The organism is Polynucleobacter sphagniphilus (assembly GCF_001953355.1).
In the GTDB taxonomy this organism is placed as follows: Bacteria; Pseudomonadota; Gammaproteobacteria; order Burkholderiales; family Burkholderiaceae; genus Polynucleobacter; species Polynucleobacter sphagniphilus.
The window spans coordinates 20868-36201 of the sequence record NZ_MPIY01000004.1 but is presented as its reverse complement, the minus strand read 5'-3'; the positions used below and the strand labels follow the sequence as shown (position 1 = coordinate 36201).

The following is a 15334-nucleotide window of genomic DNA, read 5'->3' as shown; positions in this document are numbered from 1 at the left end:
GGGTTAAATAATGCATAGCAGCATGATGATTCATTCGGTTTCATACTAGCCCCAACTTCATTTTTTTGTCAAAACGTCATGGAAATCACCAAAGCAGTCAAAGCAGCTCTGAATACCCTTATCGATATTGCAAGCCATTCGCCAAATGGTGAGTTAGTACCAGTTCCGGAGATTGCCAAACGACAGCATTTATCCATTAGCCGAATTGAATTGTTACTGCGTCCTTTAAGGGAGCCAGGAATGGTGGTTGGCGTTAAAGGGCGTACTGGTGGCTATCAACTTTCCAAAGATCCTAGAGTGATTACTATTAAAGACATTGTTTTGGCAATGAATCAGATCAAAAAAAGAAAAGTAGAAGTAGCGGACATTGCCAAAGACCTGTATCAGTCACTTGAGGCTTATATGATGAGCTGCATCTCGAATGTCACTTTAGCCTCTGCTATTAAGGACCATGTCCCGGTATTTAGTGAGTTGCAAACGGCGCCAGAGCGCAAATCCTATTTGCCCAAAGAGCCTCAAGCTCAATTGAAGCGAGAAAAAAACACACAGCCGAGATTAAAAAGGTAGTTTTGACTCATTTCAAGAAGGCGGAGGAAGTTCTGCGCGGTCCAAATTCAGTTTTTGACTTTGCTAATTACCTAAACCGCACCCCTAATTAAAGCGTTTTAGGATAATCAAGGGTCCATGGTTTCAGCTATTTTCGTTGCGTTTGCATTTTCATGAAAAATCAATCAGGGGAGTATCCTGCGCTTGCTTTTGTAGATATTGAAACTACGGGCTCACATTTCGAACGAGATCGTATTACGGAAATCGGAATTAAAACGTTTTTCAAAAATAAGGTGAGTATTTGGGAGAGATTAATTAATCCCCAAGTCTTTATTCCGCAAAATATACAAAGACTCACCGGTATTACGCAACATATGGTGTCGAATCAAGCCACTTTTGAGGATGTAGCAAAAGAAATAAAAGAAGAGCTTGAGGGAAAAATTTTCATAGCGCATAACGCTCGCTTTGATTATGGCTTTCTGAAGGCTTCTTTCAAAAGAGTGGGGATTGATTTCAAGCCTAAAGTGCTGTGTACAGTCAAGCTTTCCAGATTGCTGTTCCCCGATCAAGCTCGTCATAACCTGGACACCATTATTCAGGCTCATGATCTAGAGGTGAGTGCGCGACATAGGGCGCTCGGTGATGCAGATTTACTTTTTCAGTTCTGGCAAGTTTGCGAAAAAGAAGTTGGTAAAGAGCGATTAATAGAGCTTATTCACCAGCTGATAGGCAATGCCAGCCTGCCCCCCAATATCGATCAAGGCTTGATTGATTCCATTCCAGATGCGCCAGGGTGCTATATCTTTTATGGAGAAAATAAGCTTCCCTTATACATTGGCAAAAGCATTTCTCTGCGCAGTAGAGTGATGGGGCATTTTCAGGGAGCGTTAACCCAGCGTAAGGAAATGAAGCTATCCCTGCAAGTGAGGGATATTGACTGGATAGAAACCAGCGGAGAATTAAGCGCACTCATTTTGGAATCTAGGCTCATCAAAGAGCGGATGCCCAGCATGAATATCAAACTTCGACGCTCCAAAGATCTGTGTGCATGGAGTTTGGAAGAGGATTTAGCTGGAATATTGAAACCAGTGCTGAAAAGCTACAAAGATTTATCCCCAGGTCTTCAAGATAATTTGTATGGATTGTTTTATAGCAAAAGAGAGGCTCACTCCTACTTAAGGGCAGTGGCTAAAAAATATCGCTTATGTGAGGTGCTGCTTGGGTTGGAAAAGGGCGAAGAGGGAAAGGCTTGTTTTGGGTATCAAGTAAAACAATGTGGCGGTGCCTGTATAGGATTGACCCCCGCGGAAATGCATAATCTGCAGCTTAAAACTGCAATGAGTTTATACAAGGTACAAGTCTGGCCATTTAAAGGTCCAATCGCCATTAATGATGGCGGCGAAATGATTGTGTTGGATAAGTGGTGTTATCTGGGTACAGCGATCAATGAGGATGAGATATCTGAGCTCACACACTCTGGCGATGCCGAATTTGACCTCGATATTTATAAGATTGTTAAAAAAGCCCTGACAGGGTCATATAAAAATCAAGTCATACCCTTAAGTTAAAAATGACCACAATCATCTACTGGTTTAGGAATGATCTTCGCCTAGAAGATAACCCGGCATTTAAGGAAGCATGTAGAGATGCCACTCTTCTTTTGCCCATTTATATCCATGCAAATTACAAAGATGAGTTGACTCATTGGGGGTTCCCAAGAATCGCCAATCACGCCAAAGCATTTTTACAAGCTTCCCTAAAGGATCTTCGTAGTCAATTGGCTGCAAAAGGTTCGACCTTATTGGAGTTCAAGGGTGATGCAGCAGAAATAATGCAAGTGCTGAGAGATCAGACCCAATCTGGACTGGTGTACTGTGAGCAAATTGAAGCTCCCGAGGAGCTTGACCAAGTTACTGTCATTGAGGGTCTGGGATTTAAGGTTAAACAATTTTGGCAATCCAGTATGTTAGATCCAAGAGATTTGCCATTTGATTTGAAAGATATGCCCGATATCTTTACGAGGTTTCGCCAGGATATCGAGCGTGAGGGCCTTTCTTATGCGCTCCCAATAGTGGCGCCAGAATTCATCCCGCCTTTGCCTTGCTTGAATCAGCATGAGGGGCAGCGGGAGAGTCTATTAAGTAAACAAAGTGAATCCCCATTTGTAGGCGGTGAGTGCAGTGGTCTAGCTCACTTGTCTCAATACTTAGATAGGCGACTACCAGATACCTATAAACAAACTCGTAATCAGCTGATGGGCATGGATTATTCCAGTAAGTTCTCGCCTTGGTTATCCCTTGGGTGTTTATCGCCAAGAGTGATCGCTGACAGACTTAAAAATTACGAGTTAATACATGGCGCTAATGATGGAACGTATTGGCTTTGGTTCGAATTATTGTGGAGGGATTATTTCCGTTTTTTGCACTTTAAGTACGGAAGGAAACTTTACCAACCTAAGGGCTTGGGTAAGCAACAGCCAAATAGCTTTCATGAGGAACAGTTTTACCAATGGAGTTCTGGTCTCACAGGTGAGGATTTGATTGATGCCGGCATGCGTGAACTTCAACAAACTGGCTTTCTATCAAATCGGATGCGCCAAGTGCTAGCAAGCTATTGGATTTATGACATGAAGGGCGACTGGCGTGCAGGGGCCGCTTGGTTTGAATCTCAATTAATTGACTACGATGTACATAGCAATCAAGGAAATTGGTTATATATCACCGGAGGTGGTACAGACCCACGCGGTGGAAGACCATTTAATGTTCAGAAGCAAACTAAGGACCATGACCCCGACGGGGTTTACAGGGCAATGTGGTTGGCAAAATAGGCTTTAAAGTATTGCCAAAGCCGACTATTGCCTTGATGCTTCTATAACAATATTGAGTGTTACCTCATCCCCAACAAAGGGCGTATATTTCCCCAGGTCAAAATCAGAACGGCTTATTTTGGCGCTTGCGTTTGCGCCACACATGTATTGAAGGGTAAGTAGGTTTCTACTGCAATTAAAGTGATCCACTTCAATGCGCACTGGCTTGGTAATCCCCTTGATGGTGAGCTCACCATAGATTGCGGAGATATCATCTTGATTAAAGATAATACTATCGGATTTAAATGTAGCTAGAGGGAACTTCTCGCTTGAAAAAAAGTCCTCGGATTGAAGGATGTGGTTGAAAGTGGGTGACCCAGTACTGATGGAGTTGGTGTTGATGGTCATCTCTACGCTTCCCCCATCATTTTTATCATTGACTCTCACTATGCCACTGACTGCATCAAATCGACTGGTTTGAACAGAGTAATTCAGATGCCTATAGCTAAAACTGACAAAGGTGTGCTCAGGATCAGTTTTATATATTTCGTCAGCCTGAGACAGGCTAACAATAGATAAGCTCAATGCTAACAGGGCCAGCAACTTCAGATACATGATTGAGCTTTATCAGTGTGAGTGAGATGATCCTATTTGACTATGACTTCAATTGATTTCTCAAGCTTCGGGCCATAAGACTGATGTGCTCCATTGGCAAATTGCATAGTGAGTTTATATTTACCTGGGGGGAGTGTCACTTCAGTTTCAGTTTGACCCTTGCCAAAGTGCTTATGCATTTCATCCATCGGGATTACGGTGCCTTCGGGAATACTTTCGGCATTAATGAGGAGATGATGGTGCCCTGTATTGGGGGTCATATCACCTGCGGGTGCCACATTCATTCCTGTAACTGCAAAAATCACTTTAAATGGACTGCTAACAATTGCACCATTTTTGGGTTCTACAAAATCAACTGATTCTGCGAAGACTAGGTGACTGGAGAGGGCTAAGAGAGCGCCTATCAATAGAGAGTGAAGTTTCATGCGATGTTCCTCGTAATATGGTGTGTTTCACTCGCAAAATGAGTGAGCCTTATTCATACTACAGATATATTTGATTACTTGCTTTGAGTATGTTTCCGGCTAATTTGCAAAGACTGGAAAGAATGGCTCCTCAACGAGGATTTGCACCATCTGCTATGCTTTATTGATAGTGAATATAGATAGCCCCGCAATGAATATCAACGCCGATTACAGTCAAAAGGTTGTAGTTAATCACCATGAACTGCCATGGATTCCGAGCCCCGAGCTAGGGATTGAGAGGCGTATGCTTGAGCGCTGTGGTGGTGAAGTGGCAAAAGCAACTTCCATTGTTCGCTACCAAGCTGGATCGAAGTTCCCAATGCATTTCCATGAATTTGGTGAGGAAATCTTCGTTTTGGATGGGATCTTTAGCGATGAGTCTGGTGATTATCCTGCTGGTTCATACATCATGAATCCCCCTGGTTCTTCCCATGCGCCATTTAGTGATTTTGGCTGCACATTGTTTGTGAAGTTACGACATCTGGGCCCTGATCAAGAGAGTGGAGAAGTGATTGATACGAAAACGGCGGATTGGTATCAAGGGATGGTTCCAGGTCTGCATGTAATGCCATTAATGCGCCAAGGTAGTGGATCGACTTTAGTACGTTGGGCTCCGCAAACCTATTTCAATCCACACAGACATTATGGCGGTGAAGAAATCTTTGTAATCGATGGCGTCTTTGAGGATGAGCATGGTCGTTATCCCGCTGGTTCTTGGATTAGAAGCCCTCATATGAGCCTGCATCAGCCGTTTAGTAAAGAGGGCTGCACTATCTTTGTTAAGACTGGCCACCTACTGGAATGATCTAGATCAGTCGAATTTTTGGGCTGATTTCTAAAGTTAAGGCACTCTCGTTCTCCCAAATAGTTCTCAAAACATCCATCAATCATGCCGGAGCCCTTGTCTCTGGGGGTAATATATTGACAATAGAAAAATATTAAAAATATAAATCAGGAGAACTCATCATGAAATTAGTAAAAGGGATTGTCATTGCTGCAGGTGTCTTTATATTTGGCGCTAGTGCCTCTGTATATTCTCAGAGCGTAGGTTTAACACGATCAGTAGTGCTGAAAGAGGATGTTTCCGTTCCCAATCGTGAAGCAGTGATTGCGCGTGTTGAAATCGCTCCCGGCGGTGTGGCGGATTGGCACACTCATCCAGGTGATGAGATCAGCTATGTAGCCGATGGCGACATTGTGCTGTTTGTTGCTGGACAGCCACCACGTAAGATTTCTAAGGGTGAGGGGTTTGTAGTTCCTGCTGGGATAGTTCATAGCGCAAAAAAATGAAGGGACTACTCCTATTAAGCTAGTTGGTGTGTATGTTGTTGAGAAGGGTAAGCCTTTAGCATCACCAGCCCCTGCGCCGGCGCAGTAATATCAAAAGAGGCGACTTAGTATTTATTGCTTTGTCACTTCTTTCTACTGCCACATGAAAGGTAAAGATTAATGATTCAATGTCATGAGCAAGATGGCATTCTGACCATTCAATTTAATCGCCCGGATAAAAAGAATGCTTTTACTGGCGCAATGTACTTGCAATTGAGAGATGCGCTGATCGCGGGAGATTTAGATCCCGCAGTAAAAGTGATTTTGATTTGTGGCTCTGGAAAAATATTTAGTGCTGGTAATGATATTGCTGATTTTCTTCAATCCAGTTTTGATGAGACAGCTCCCCCAATTCTTTTGTTAAGAGCGCTAGCTCAACTTAAGAAACCGCTGATCGCTGCAGTAGATGGACCTGCAGTAGGCATTGGATCGACTATGCTGTTCCATTGTGATCTGGTATACGCCCAGAAAGATGCTCAATTTATATTTCCATTTGTGGCCTTGGGCCTTGTTCCCGAGGGAGCGGCTACATTATTACTGCCTCGTCTAGTCGGTCATCAAATCGCTTCCGAGGTATTGTTCTTTGGTGAACCTCTTACTGCGGAGCAGGCGTACAAAATGGGTTTTGTAAACAAAGTTATCTCTGAGGAATCCTCTCTTTCATATGCGCATGAGCGTGCCAAGGCTTTAACGGCCCTGCCTTTGGGATCTATTCTGGAAACAAAAGCGTTGCTAAAAAGCGGCAGGGTGAAGGCCGCAATCTTGGACCAAATATCTATTGAGGCACAGGCTTTCATGCAAAGACTCAAGGGCCCAGCCGCTAAAGAGGCTCTGACGGCGTTTATGGAAAAGAGGGTGCCAAAATTTGATCTCTTGGATTAGTAAAAACAGCTGAATCAGTTGTGAAATATTGATCTGCGTCATCGGTCTAGTAATGTAGCCCTGAGTTAAAATCAATCACAAGAAAGAATATCAGAGAGACATGAGAACAGCTGCCCTACTCAACTTCTGCGCTTCAATTGGAAGCACACAGCTCAGTATATGGATTCAGGATCATGGTGAATCTTTTGTGCCAGCGGTGCAAGTCATTCACATTCTTTCAATTTCGGCAATTCTTATTTCTACTTTGATGATTAACGCCAGAATATTGGGTTTTGGTTTTTCGGATAGACCATTAAATTTAGTAATCAAGCGTTTTTCGCCCGCCATCTATTTAGCGCTGACCTGTTTGCTGTTGACTGGTGTAGCAATGATTGTTGGTGAGCCGGCAAGGTCACTAGCCAACATCGCCTTTCAAGTAAAAATGCTGTTTTTATTAAGCGCTCTCCTGATCTTTTTTATCTTTAAAAAAACCGCAAATCAAGATCCTCAGTATTGGGAAAAGAGTCATCAGCGTCAATTCTTTGCAAAACTTCTTGCCCTCACTTCTATAGTTCTTTGGATTGGGATTGTCTTTGCGGGCCGTTGGATTGCCTACCTATAAGAGTCCTACATGCTAATGAACACAATCATTGATTTATTAAATTGGCTCAACGATTCGCAGCTTGCGGTATTAATTAGCGAAAATGATTACCTATTTCCGTGGATAGAGTCTATTCATGTCTTGGCCATTACAATTTTTTTTGGCTCACTCGCCCTGGTTGATTTGCGATTGATGGGATTGGCCTTTTTAGAAAAGACGATCTACAGGGTGAGTGAGGCCATTCTGCCATTGACGTGGATTGCTTTTGGTATTGCGCTCATCACTGGGTCACTACTCTTTATTAGTAAAGCAATCACCTATTCTCACAATGCCTTTTTTCTGGCAAAAATGTGCCTGTTAATTTGTGCCGGAATCAATATGATGATTTTTCAGAAAATCACTGGTCGAGATATGGCTGATTGGGGGGTGGGCAATCACATTCCTCTATCAGCTAGATTGGCTGGATTGATCTCCTTGCTTTTGTGGATCTCAATCATCATCTGTGGTCGCTGGATTGGTTTCACTTTGACACCAACAATGGGAAGTTAATCATGTCGTCTAAACACATCATCCAATTTGTGTTGCGCTTTTGCGCTTATAGCCTTGTTGGATACAGCATTCTCGCCAGCAGTGCTCATGCTCAAGAAAAGCCCATCATTAATCGAGCCCCTGTTGCTAAAGATTATGCTGACTTGGGCAAATTGCCTGATTGGAGCGGTACTTGGAATCCAAATATTAGCGATCAGTTTAATCAGGTCAATACGAATATGCCCCCCTGGAAACCTGAGCAGGCCAAGGTCATTCAGTTTCAGCTTGTAGAAGAGAAGGCCGGTCGTCCGGCTCCCCTCTTCACCAATTGCCTTCCTGAATCAATGCCTTCATGGGCTTTGATTACGCATAACTCGATTGAGTTTTTGTTTACCCCAGGTCGAGTAACTATTCTGGGAGAGTCTGATTCAAACCGTTTACGTCGCATTTATACAGATGGTCGAGCAATGCCCGATGATCCGGATCCAACCTTTCATGGCTACTCAGTGGGGCATTGGGAGGGTAATACTTTGGTGGTAGAAACCACTGGCATTCGACCTCAAACCTATTTGGCAGTAAGTGAAGCGGTGGGCGTACCCAACAATGGCGATGTGCGGGTAATTGAGCGTTTTCATCTTGCAGGTAAAGATATCATGCATGACGATATTGAAATCATTGCCCCGAATGTGCTGACCAAGCCTTGGAAAACCACTCGCGAGTATTTCAGGCAACGTGCGCGCAAATATGAAATTATTGAAGGCGTTTGCTTAGAGGGTTCCTTTTCCGAATCTAAAGATCAGACTGGAAACGATATCTTTGTTCCAATAAAGTATGATGTTGGCGGCAACCGTATTCCGCCTCAATAATCCATTTTTTCTAAATCATGAAATGAACCCGATGAAAACCATCACTAATTTATTTAAATTGGCCTTATTCATAGCAACTGGAATAGTTCCTTTTGCCGTCAATGCCCATCATTCCACGACGATGTTTGATCGCACTCAAGTGGTGACCATCACCGGTGTAGTGAAAGAAGTGCAGTGGACCAATCCGCATGTGGCGATCTTTGTTTCAGGCGCGGTAAAGGAAGGTGATGAGCAATCCTTATGGTTAATGGAGATGACTAGCCCTGGCAATTTAATCCGTGTGGGTGGATGGTCTAGAACGGCAGTGAAAGCTGGAGATAAAGTGGTCGTTGAATTTTTTTCCGCTGCGAAATGGTGGCAAAGGCGGTGCTTTAAAGAAAATTACAGAGACTCAAACGGGCAAAGTGTATACAGCGGACATCTTTGCTCAAGAGAATGCAAATCTAGAACAATCTAAATAGTTTGGGTTTCTCTCGGATAATTAAAATACCACCGCTACGGTGGTATTTTTTATAAGACTACATCAGCCACAGTAATATTGCTTTCATGAAAAAAAAGATATTCATTTTATTTTTCTCACTCCTCGCATTACTTGGGTGTGAAAAGTCAGAGCCTCCCCCTAAGCCACCATTTAATGTAAGCTTAACTTTGCCCCAGCTCATGGATTGGGTTCTGGATCCCGCCGCTGATGGAATTTGGGATGCTGTTGCTTGGATCAGCACCACCAAGGGCGAGAAAGTAATAGCGCCCCATACTGAGGCCCAGTGGGACGCTTTGCGTAATAGCGCAGCCACATTGATGGAGGCGAGTAACTTGCTGATGCTTGAGGGTAGGGCGAAAGACAATGGCCCGTGGATGACATATTCGCGAAGGTTGAGTAATGCGTCTGAAAAAACGCTCAATGCTATTGCCAACAAAGATACACAAGCTATTTTCGACGCAGGCTCGGAAATTGATAGCGCTTGTGAAGCATGCCATATTCAGTATGCAAAATTTGACCCAAAAGCCCCTCAAAAATAAGTAATTAGATCTTTTGAGTCGTGTATTTTTGACTATAAAACCCTAATAATTTTATGGTTTTGGCTTGTTTTTGAGCCCATTTTGACCTGCTTAAATAACAGTAAGTCTATGATTTATATATAAATAGTGGTCTTACACCCTATTTATGTTGCGCCGCCGCAAATAATGCTTGATCACTTAGAAGTTTGGTCGTACTATGGTGCATCGCAACAAATTAAACCTTCTTTACTTACATTAGGAAAATTACCATGGCACAAACTCTATTAAACGACCAATTAACTGCTGCTCAAGCTAAAGCTGTTGAAACTGCAAAACATTTGGCACAAGTTGCTGTACAAAGCGCGCAAGAGTTAGCTGAAATCAATCAAGCTGCCGCTAAAGATGCTTTAGTTGCTGCACAAGAAGCAAGCACACAATTGTTGTCAATCAAGGATCCACAAGAATTGGCTAAGTTGGCTCAGCCAGAAGCTACTCAAGAGGTTGTTAAGTACGCTACTTCCTACCAAGCTAAGGTTAGCAAAGTAGTTCGCACTAGCAATAAACAAGTTGCTGAGGTCATTGATGCTTCTATTGATGATGCACGTGATGACTTAGTTAAATTTGTTAAAGAAGCTACTAAGACTGCACCAGCTGGTTCTGAGTCTTTTGTATCTGCATTCAAATCTATTTTTGAAACTTCAGTTCAGCAATTTGATCAGGCTCGTGCAAGCGCAGCTGATGCATTCGCAAATTTTGAAAAGTCTATTGACGCTGCTTTGGCAAACGTTCAAGGTCAATACGCAGTTGCTAAGCCTGCTGCTAAAACACGTAAAGCTGCTTAATACAAAGCTACTCAATACGTATTCTGTTGTACATGAGAAACCGCCCTCGGGCGGTTTTTTGTATTTTTAAGCTTTATGTTCAATTGGCTGCCTTCTAATGGTGCAAGTTAAGTATTTTTGTCATGAATGATCTGTACAGTCAGTTTTATAGGTGGCTTATATTGGCCAACATACTTTGATTGGAGAAGACTTCAATGAAGAAAGAGTTATTTAATTTACTCATGGAAGTTAAGGCTGAAATTCTCAAGTCGATACAGCCTTTGGGCGGAAAGAAAACAATCATCGAAATTCAAGAGCAGCCGCATATGCAAGTGCAATCCTTAGTCAAGGTAGAAAGTACACCTTCGGTAGTGGAAAGGGATGAAAAGAACTTGCTAGAAACGCTTTACTATGAAATTCAAGATGGGGCGCGCCTTAGGAAAATTGCTTATACCGTCTCTGGTTCAATTGATGCAGAAAATATTCTGCTTTGCTTACCGGGGCTATTGGAGACCAAAGCCTCTTTCTTGGGAATCCACCATTTCTTTTTAAAGACCCCTAACTACAAAGTCATTAGTGTAGATTTTTCAGGTCGCGGTCAATCTGACTATCTAGATTCTGACCAATCCTACAAGATGTCACTCTACCTATCTGATCTAAGTCAATTTGTTGAGGGAGTGTTGTTTCGCGATCAAAGCAGGCGCCCTAAGCTCACAGTGCTTGGAACTAGCATGGGCGGTGTACTGGCAATGTATCTTTGCAAGGTATTTGGTTCAAAGATATTCGGCATCGTATTAAATGATATTGCGCTAACCGTCAATTGGACCTCGCTGTACTCACTCTATAAGTCGATGAAAAATGATGCTGGATTTAAAGAGGCAAGAGAGCTCGCCAGGGAATTTGATGTGGATGAGAAAGCGATGTCCGATGTCCAACTGCCCACTCATTTTGATCTTGCTTACCAAGCAGATGTGTGGGGTATGAACTTCCATGAATCTTTAGAGGGATATAAGGGGAGAGTGAGCTTGATCTATGGGGGCGATTCAAAAATTTGTACTAAGCGGCGTGTTTCCGAGGCCAAGACTCACATACCCCGTCTCAAGACCTTTGAGGTTCCTGGTGCGGGACACCCAGCACCATTTACGGTTCCAGTATGTGAGTTTATTCAATCGGCAATGATTTAATTGGCGCCATCTCTTATTTATAAAGTTGATGGAGGGTGCTGATTTCTTTGACTTCTAGCTCGCCAAAAATAAATGATTCTGATCGAATGAGCTGCCACCCTAGGTCTTGGAAGATATCCTGATAGGAGCCAGAAAATTTCTGTGAAATTCCATAGAAAATGTCTGTCAGCTCATCCTCTAATGCCTCTGGAACGGTTTGTGAGAAGTAGATTACTTTTTCGCTGTTGTATGTCTCGCGAATCTGTGCGCCTTTAATATCGGCGATGCAAATGCCAATGTGGGGTAGATAGTTTTTTAAAAATATTGGCTTTTGTTCGGTTACTACTGAACCTAGCTTCCAAACTAAGCCACATTTGATCTCCATGTTGTCGCTTTGAAATACTTCACGTTCAACAATGGATCCTAGCTCTAGGGGAATAATTTGATATTGCATCTTTGACTTCCTTCATTTTGTGGAGTCTTGATGCGTTTGATTATTTCATTGCATTATGACAATTGAGCGATGCCACTCATCTGACTAATATGACAGTTTGATGTCAGCAGCGCGAATATCGGAGACTTTCAGTGTCATACAATAAGTGCTTACTAAATAGGGTTCGTGCCTTGTTTAAACCGGTAGAACTAGATGAATGATCTGAATTCCGCTCCATTCCCGATTGATGGAGTCGTTTTTGCTTGGGCAATGCGATCAGGCAAGAGTGATGAAATCCCCCCAAATCAAATTGGGAATGCCTTGGCTGATCCCGATCAATCAGTATGGCTGCACCTCAATCTATCTCATTCACAGGTTCAGCGTTGGCTTGAAAAAACCAATCTAGTGCCAGAGCGTGCTGTTGCGATGATCCGTGAGGGCGTTACACGCAGTCGCCTCGAGAGAATTGAAAAGTTAGATGACTGCTTGTTGATGGTGATGAATGATTTTCATCAGGAGTTTGGGGGTGCTGATGGGGAAGCTAGTCTAGGTACTTTGTGGGCTATTTTGACCCCGCACTTGATGATCTCCCTTCGAAACAAGCCACTCAATACAACTGATAAACTCAGGGCTGATTTACGCGCAGGAGAGTTGCATCCACATTCCGCGATTGAGTTATTTCATGAACTAATTGATTTGCGTGCAGAGCATTTGAGAACCTTGCTATTTCGTGTATCTGAAAAAATGGATGACTTAGAGGAGTTGCTTCTTAAAGGCAGGGATATACCAGAGCACGAAAATTTGGGTGCCATTCGAATTCAATGCAGTCGTTTGCGACGCCAATTTGCTCCTGAGCTCGTTGCGTTACATCGCTTACAAAAACATCCTCCTTTTTGGTTTTCTAATGAGGACAAAATTCGATTAGCTGATGATTTGGATTTGCTGTCTTTCTTGGTCCAAGATATATCCAACCTGTACGATCGGGCAAGAGTGCTGCAGGATGAGCAGGCTGCCCATGTTGCCGAATTTAATGCGCGTAATTTACAGGTCTTGTCTGTGATGACCGTTATCTTTCTGCCAATGACCCTGATCACGGGAATCATGGGTATGAATATGGAGGATCTGCCGGGCCTTAAAGGGTCTTTTTACGAGATCATGTTCATCATGGGCTTAGCTGGTGCACTGGTTTATGCAGTGCTAAAGCAACGAAGAATTATTTAGCCTACTTAAAACTCTCAGAAACTTATTTGCTTGGCTATCACTTTCTACTATCAATCACTTCCTGTATTTGCCCTAAAACCGTTTTATCTTCCATAGTGCTAATGTCACCTGGATCACGTCCTTCTGCAATCGCTTGCAGAGCACGGCGTACTATTTTTCCGGAGCGTGTTTTAGGAAGTAAATTGACTAAGTAAATTTTTGCTGGCCTTGCTAGTGCGCCTAATTTGGAATCAACGATTTTCATTAACTCTGATTCGATTTCTGGGTCGTTCGAGCCGTCTTTGGTAATGACAAAACCTATAGGTACTTGTCCTTTGAGTTGATCCTCAATGCCTACAACTGCTACTTCGGCAACGTTGCTATGACTGGAGAGGCACTCTTCAATTTCTCGGGTGCCCAAGCGATGTCCGGCAACATTAATCACATCATCAGTGCGCCCAAGAATAAAAAAATACCCATCTTTATCTTTAATTCCCCAATCAAAAGTCGAGTAGGTGAGTTTTCCAGGTACAGTTTCCCAGTAAGTACTAATAAATCGTTTGTCATCACCCCAAACAGTTTGCATGCAACCAGGGGGGAGGGGGCCTTCAATCACAACCACTCCTTTTTTGTCTGGACCCAATTCTTCTCCGGTATTTTCATCGAGTAGTTTGAGGTTGTATCCAAATACTGGTACGCCAGGAGAGCCAAATTTATGCGGCATCACCTCAACCCCCCTTTGAATGGCCATCATGGGCCAGCCTGTTTCGGTCTGCCAGTAGTTATCTACGATTGGTTTTTTAATGGCCTCATGGATCCAGCTTGCTGTTGGTTCATCTAGTGGTTCGCCAGCAAGAAAGAGTAAGCGCAAGGACGATAAGTCATATTTACTTAAATAAGCAGGATCTTGTTTTTTAAGAACCCGAATTGCAGTTGGCGCAGTAAACATCACTGTTACTTTATATTTTTCAACTAATGACCACCAAATGCCTGGATCGGGTCTGAGAGGCGTACCTTCATACATGATTGAGGTCATGCCATTAATCAAGGGGCCATAGACTGTGTAGCTGTGACCTACAGCCCAGCCGACATCAGAGGCGGTGAACATGGTTTCGCCAGCTTGACCGCAAAAGATATATTTCATCGAGGCTGCTAAGGCAACTGCATGGCCCCCGGTATCTCTTTGAATTCCTTTTGGTTTACCGGTTGTGCCTGAGGTATACAAGATATAGGATGGATGAGTAGCATCAACCCATTCCACCGGAACGAGCTCATCATGATATTTTTGATATTCGGTGGCGTAATCTAAATCGCGCTCTGCGATTTGGGTAAACGGTGTCAGGCCCCGATTGACGATCAAGACTTTTTTCGGCTTGTATTTGGCTAACTCAATGGCCTCATCTAGCAGTGGTTTGTAAGGGACAATTTTGCCTGCGCGCATGCCAGCTTCAGCAGTCACAATCACCACTGGCTCCGCATCATCAATTCGAGTGGCCAGGCTATGCGAAGCAAAGCCGCCAAATACTACTGAGTGAATGGCGCCAAGACGAGCGCATGCCAGCATGGCAAAGGCGGCCTCAGCAATCATTGGCATATAAATTAATACGCGATCACCTTTGCTAACCCCGTTCGCTTTCAGGATGGCTGCCATGCGATTCACCTCTGCATAGAGCTCTTGATAGGTATAGATTTTTTCTTGATTGGTCTCTGTAGATACTGCTACTAGAGCTAACTGATCGCCGCGCTGCGCAAGGTGGCGATCAATTGCGTTGTAACTGAGGTTCGTTAATCCGCCCACAAACCATTTGGCAAATGGGGGGTTTGAGTAATCCAATGCCGAGTCATAAGGTTTTTTCCAGTCAATCAGCTTGGCTTGTTCTGACCAAAAATCGCTAGGGTTCTCAATAGATAATTTGTGGAACTCGATATAAGACATACACACTTTCTTTATAGAGATGCTTTAGAAATAATTCTAATTTTGACAATTGAGTGTAAGTGCTTTGCAGTAAAGATCAATCTTCGGGATTACCCTGCATCTCTGATCTAAGGTTTTCCCTAATAAGGCACAAAACTAAATTATTTGAATACATAATTAGCAACTT

At 43.2% G+C, this 15334-nt stretch carries 18 protein-coding genes; 14 read left to right on the top strand and 4 right to left on the bottom strand.

The genetic code is table 11. From position 1 onward, the window contains the following. The first annotated feature begins 78 nt into the window (after positions 1-78). The 3 genes from BOQ04_RS06170 (at position 79) to BOQ04_RS06160 (ending at position 3373) form a co-directional block, all read left to right on the top strand. On the top strand, positions 79-567 hold the full coding sequence (locus tag BOQ04_RS06170) for an RrF2 family transcriptional regulator (protein ID WP_198929294.1): 489 nt from the start codon (positions 79-81) through the stop codon (positions 565-567). Between the two features lie 152 nt (positions 568-719). Then, complete coding sequence (locus BOQ04_RS06165) at positions 720-2114, top strand: 3'-5' exonuclease family protein (protein WP_076023902.1); 1395 nt, start codon at positions 720-722, stop codon at positions 2112-2114. 2 nt (positions 2115-2116) lie between these two features. Then, on the top strand, positions 2117-3373 hold the full coding sequence (locus BOQ04_RS06160) for a DASH family cryptochrome (protein ID WP_076023901.1): 1257 nt from the start codon (positions 2117-2119) through the stop codon (positions 3371-3373). Positions 3374-3397: 24 nt separating this feature from the next. Here the strand turns inward: BOQ04_RS06160 and BOQ04_RS06155 are convergent, their stop codons facing one another. Then, the gene (locus BOQ04_RS06155; protein WP_076023900.1) at positions 3398-3967 is read right to left on the bottom strand and encodes a YceI family protein; all 570 of its coding nucleotides are present in this window, start codon (positions 3965-3967) and stop codon (positions 3398-3400) included. A 32-nt stretch (positions 3968-3999) separates the two neighbouring features. Beyond that, entirely contained in the window at positions 4000-4392 is a 393-nt protein-coding gene (locus BOQ04_RS06150) for a DUF4399 domain-containing protein (protein ID WP_076023899.1), read from the bottom strand. A gap of 190 nt (positions 4393-4582) precedes the next feature. On the opposite strand from BOQ04_RS06150, the gene BOQ04_RS06145 reads away from it, so the two are divergent. The 10 genes from BOQ04_RS06145 (at position 4583) to BOQ04_RS06100 (ending at position 11620) form a co-directional block, all read left to right on the top strand. Further along, the gene (locus tag BOQ04_RS06145) at positions 4583-5236 is read left to right on the top strand and encodes a cupin domain-containing protein (protein ID WP_076023898.1); all 654 of its coding nucleotides are present in this window, start codon (positions 4583-4585) and stop codon (positions 5234-5236) included. 161 nt (positions 5237-5397) lie between these two features. Beyond that, a complete protein-coding gene (locus BOQ04_RS06140; RefSeq protein WP_342418067.1) occupies positions 5398-5721 on the top strand; it encodes a cupin domain-containing protein in 324 nt (107 codons plus the stop codon). Positions 5722-5880: 159 nt separating this feature from the next. Continuing rightward, on the top strand, positions 5881-6642 hold the full coding sequence (locus BOQ04_RS06135) for an enoyl-CoA hydratase (RefSeq protein WP_076023897.1): 762 nt from the start codon (positions 5881-5883) through the stop codon (positions 6640-6642). 100 nt (positions 6643-6742) lie between these two features. Further along, positions 6743-7243: a DUF6644 family protein gene (locus BOQ04_RS06130; protein ID WP_076023896.1), complete on the top strand. Its 501-nt coding sequence runs from the start codon at positions 6743-6745 to the stop codon at positions 7241-7243. A 9-nt stretch (positions 7244-7252) separates the two neighbouring features. Continuing rightward, positions 7253-7771: a DUF6644 family protein gene (locus BOQ04_RS06125; RefSeq protein WP_083657538.1), complete on the top strand. Its 519-nt coding sequence runs from the start codon at positions 7253-7255 to the stop codon at positions 7769-7771. Positions 7772-7773: 2 nt separating this feature from the next. Next, positions 7774-8616 (top strand): hypothetical protein, encoded by an 843-nt coding sequence (locus tag BOQ04_RS06120; RefSeq protein ID WP_076023895.1) that lies wholly within the window; start codon positions 7774-7776, stop codon positions 8614-8616. Between the two features lie 22 nt (positions 8617-8638). Further along, complete coding sequence (locus BOQ04_RS06115) at positions 8639-9073, top strand: DUF6152 family protein (protein ID WP_143742158.1); 435 nt, start codon at positions 8639-8641, stop codon at positions 9071-9073. Positions 9074-9162: 89 nt separating this feature from the next. Beyond that, positions 9163-9636 carry a hypothetical protein gene (locus BOQ04_RS06110; protein WP_076023893.1) on the top strand — a complete coding sequence of 158 codons (474 nt, stop codon included), beginning with the start codon at positions 9163-9165 and terminating at the stop codon, positions 9634-9636. A gap of 248 nt (positions 9637-9884) precedes the next feature. Continuing rightward, positions 9885-10457, top strand: coding sequence for a phasin family protein (locus tag BOQ04_RS06105; protein WP_076023892.1), 573 nt, complete (start codon positions 9885-9887; stop codon positions 10455-10457). A gap of 194 nt (positions 10458-10651) precedes the next feature. After that, entirely contained in the window at positions 10652-11620 is a 969-nt protein-coding gene (locus tag BOQ04_RS06100) for an alpha/beta fold hydrolase (RefSeq protein WP_076023891.1), read from the top strand. Positions 11621-11633: 13 nt separating this feature from the next. Here the strand turns inward: BOQ04_RS06100 and BOQ04_RS06095 are convergent, their stop codons facing one another. After that, the gene (locus tag BOQ04_RS06095) at positions 11634-12053 is read right to left on the bottom strand and encodes a hypothetical protein (protein ID WP_076023890.1); all 420 of its coding nucleotides are present in this window, start codon (positions 12051-12053) and stop codon (positions 11634-11636) included. Between the two features lie 192 nt (positions 12054-12245). On the opposite strand from BOQ04_RS06095, the gene BOQ04_RS06090 reads away from it, so the two are divergent. After that, positions 12246-13253: a CorA family divalent cation transporter gene (locus BOQ04_RS06090; protein WP_076023889.1), complete on the top strand. Its 1008-nt coding sequence runs from the start codon at positions 12246-12248 to the stop codon at positions 13251-13253. 37 nt (positions 13254-13290) lie between these two features. Here the strand turns inward: BOQ04_RS06090 and BOQ04_RS06085 are convergent, their stop codons facing one another. Further along, the gene (locus BOQ04_RS06085) at positions 13291-15168 is read right to left on the bottom strand and encodes a propionate--CoA ligase (protein ID WP_076023888.1); all 1878 of its coding nucleotides are present in this window, start codon (positions 15166-15168) and stop codon (positions 13291-13293) included. Positions 15169-15334: the final 166 nt, after the last annotated feature.

Bases quoted from the DNA above. Each gene is read 5' to 3' on its own strand.
- BOQ04_RS06130 (WP_076023896.1), top strand. From the start codon at position 6,743: ATGAGAACAGCTGCCCTACTCAACTTCTGCGCTTCAATTGGAAGCACA.
- BOQ04_RS06150 (WP_076023899.1), bottom strand. From the start codon at position 4,392: ATGAAACTTCACTCTCTATTGATAGGCGCTCTCTTAGCCCTCTCCAGT.
- BOQ04_RS06110 (WP_076023893.1), top strand. From the start codon at position 9,163: ATGAAAAAAAAGATATTCATTTTATTTTTCTCACTCCTCGCATTACTT.
- BOQ04_RS06155 (WP_076023900.1), bottom strand. From the start codon at position 3,967: ATGTATCTGAAGTTGCTGGCCCTGTTAGCATTGAGCTTATCTATTGTT.
- BOQ04_RS06095 (WP_076023890.1), bottom strand. From the start codon at position 12,053: ATGCAATATCAAATTATTCCCCTAGAGCTAGGATCCATTGTTGAACGT.
- BOQ04_RS06160 (WP_076023901.1), top strand. From the start codon at position 2,117: ATGACCACAATCATCTACTGGTTTAGGAATGATCTTCGCCTAGAAGAT.
- BOQ04_RS06105 (WP_076023892.1), top strand. From the start codon at position 9,885: ATGGCACAAACTCTATTAAACGACCAATTAACTGCTGCTCAAGCTAAA.
- BOQ04_RS06100 (WP_076023891.1), top strand. From the start codon at position 10,652: ATGAAGAAAGAGTTATTTAATTTACTCATGGAAGTTAAGGCTGAAATT.
- BOQ04_RS06140 (WP_342418067.1), top strand. From the start codon at position 5,398: ATGAAATTAGTAAAAGGGATTGTCATTGCTGCAGGTGTCTTTATATTT.
- BOQ04_RS06085 (WP_076023888.1), bottom strand. From the start codon at position 15,168: ATGTCTTATATCGAGTTCCACAAATTATCTATTGAGAACCCTAGCGAT.
- BOQ04_RS06090 (WP_076023889.1), top strand. From the start codon at position 12,246: ATGAATGATCTGAATTCCGCTCCATTCCCGATTGATGGAGTCGTTTTT.
- BOQ04_RS06165 (WP_076023902.1), top strand. From the start codon at position 720: ATGAAAAATCAATCAGGGGAGTATCCTGCGCTTGCTTTTGTAGATATT.
- BOQ04_RS06120 (WP_076023895.1), top strand. From the start codon at position 7,774: ATGTCGTCTAAACACATCATCCAATTTGTGTTGCGCTTTTGCGCTTAT.
- BOQ04_RS06125 (WP_083657538.1), top strand. From the start codon at position 7,253: ATGCTAATGAACACAATCATTGATTTATTAAATTGGCTCAACGATTCG.
- BOQ04_RS06170 (WP_198929294.1), top strand. From the start codon at position 79: ATGGAAATCACCAAAGCAGTCAAAGCAGCTCTGAATACCCTTATCGAT.
- BOQ04_RS06145 (WP_076023898.1), top strand. From the start codon at position 4,583: ATGAATATCAACGCCGATTACAGTCAAAAGGTTGTAGTTAATCACCAT.
- BOQ04_RS06135 (WP_076023897.1), top strand. From the start codon at position 5,881: ATGATTCAATGTCATGAGCAAGATGGCATTCTGACCATTCAATTTAAT.
- BOQ04_RS06115 (WP_143742158.1), top strand. From the start codon at position 8,639: ATGAACCCGATGAAAACCATCACTAATTTATTTAAATTGGCCTTATTC.